The following is a 1,371-nucleotide window of genomic DNA, read 5'->3' as shown; positions in this document are numbered from 1 at the left end:
ATAAACAAGAACATATGGCAAAATTAAAATCAGAACTGGATAAATGGATATCTATGCCGGACAAGGACTACCTCCTGCTGGTAGAAGACCATATTATGATGACTGCGCTTAAAGCTGCCGGTATAGAGGAGTTACCTATATACAAAGCCGCTGAAAATATTTTGAAAAATAACAGGATTGAAATTCATTTAAAACCAATAAAAAGCAGATATAAATAATTATGAGAAAGAGTCCTTATAAAGAGCCTAAGCAGGTCTTAATATTTAACAATGCAAAAGTATTAATAGCTATAGTCCGTTCTTTACACGCTGCTTCCGAGTTAAGTTTTTGTAATTTACAGGCAATATCTTTTTGTTGCTTAGGGAAGTATATTTCAACGGGTGGATATTATTTTAGACATGTTCATCCTGATATTGCGGTTGAACCGGAAGACCTCGACAATTTGAAGTTGGAGGAATATGATAGAATGTGTGGCGAAGAGAGATTGTATTACTCCTCCCGCCAATTGGCCAGGAAGAGAATGTTAGGGCAGGAACGCCGTAAGGCGAAATGGAAAAACCGGGATATCAAATAATGTGAGATAAACCAGTGAAATACGGCAAATCTGCTGATAGTTTTGCCGTATTTCTTATCTGTAAGCATGCCAGCAGGGACATTCACAGAAGAGAATCCAATTTATTATTAAGTTCCTCCCTCTGGGTTACAATGTAATAGTGTTTGTATATAACATCCGGGCTGTTCCCCGCATGTTCAGCAACCAGTTCGACAGGGTATTTTTCGTCTATAAGTTTTGATATATATGTTCCCCGTGCAGAGTTCCATGTTATCTTCCCTTTATATCCGATATTTTTTGCAACCTTACGGAGGGTTTTGTTTACGCAGTCTGAGAATCCGCTTACCCTGTGAACCTTTTGGGTTTCCGTCTGATGCCTGACCTGAAGGATTGGCAAAACATAATCACCATAGCACTGCCCTTTATATTTATTGATAATATCAACAGCTTTTTTTAATACCGGCATCCGAGCTTCTTTTGTCGTCTTCATCCGTTCATAAACGATTTTACCTTCATTGAAGCATTTATGGGTAAGATAAATTACATCGATAGGACTCATGCCGCCTGCATAGAAAGAAAAAAGAAAGGCATCTATATTCAGCCTTTGTTTTTCTGAATAACCGCTTAGGTCTAAGCTTTCTATCTTTTGTATATATTTATAATCAATGGTTTTAGGCGTTGTTTTTCCTATACGCATTTTATCCTGGACAACGACAGATGCGCCTTTGTTCACGCCGGGGATATTTGCCTTGTCGGCATGGGTAATGGTTGCCCTTAACGATTTCAGGCGGTTGACGATACCTCCCTTATTGCCTTGT

The 1,371-nt window shown here is 38.7% G+C and carries 3 protein-coding genes; 2 read left to right on the top strand and 1 reads right to left on the bottom strand.

Translation table 11 applies throughout. From position 1 onward, the window contains the following. Together ACFO6W_RS10055 and ACFO6W_RS10050 are read left to right on the top strand one after the other, a co-directional pair. Positions 1–218: hypothetical protein (locus ACFO6W_RS10055; protein ID WP_379995925.1), on the top strand; the 218-nt coding region annotated here is incomplete at its 5' end. Between the two features lie 2 nt (positions 219–220). Continuing rightward, the gene (locus ACFO6W_RS10050) at positions 221–574 is read left to right on the top strand and encodes a hypothetical protein (protein ID WP_379995923.1); all 354 of its coding nucleotides are present in this window, start codon (positions 221–223) and stop codon (positions 572–574) included. Between the two features lie 82 nt (positions 575–656). Here ACFO6W_RS10050 and ACFO6W_RS10045 read toward each other — a convergent pair. Continuing rightward, on the bottom strand, positions 657–1,371 hold a 715-nt coding region (locus tag ACFO6W_RS10045; protein ID WP_465251902.1), incomplete at its 5' end, for a site-specific integrase.

This window comes from Dysgonomonas termitidis (assembly GCF_042654545.1).
In the GTDB taxonomy this organism is placed as follows: domain Bacteria; phylum Bacteroidota; class Bacteroidia; order Bacteroidales; family Dysgonomonadaceae; genus Dysgonomonas; species Dysgonomonas termitidis.
Note: the sequence above shows the minus strand (reverse complement) of the source record. Positions and strands in the feature narration are given on the sequence as shown.

What these genes read in the sequence shown, in the direction of transcription:
- ACFO6W_RS10050 (WP_379995923.1), top strand. Translation starts at nt 221, where the DNA reads ATGAGAAAGAGTCCTTATAAAGAGCCTAAGCAGGTCTTAATATTTAAC.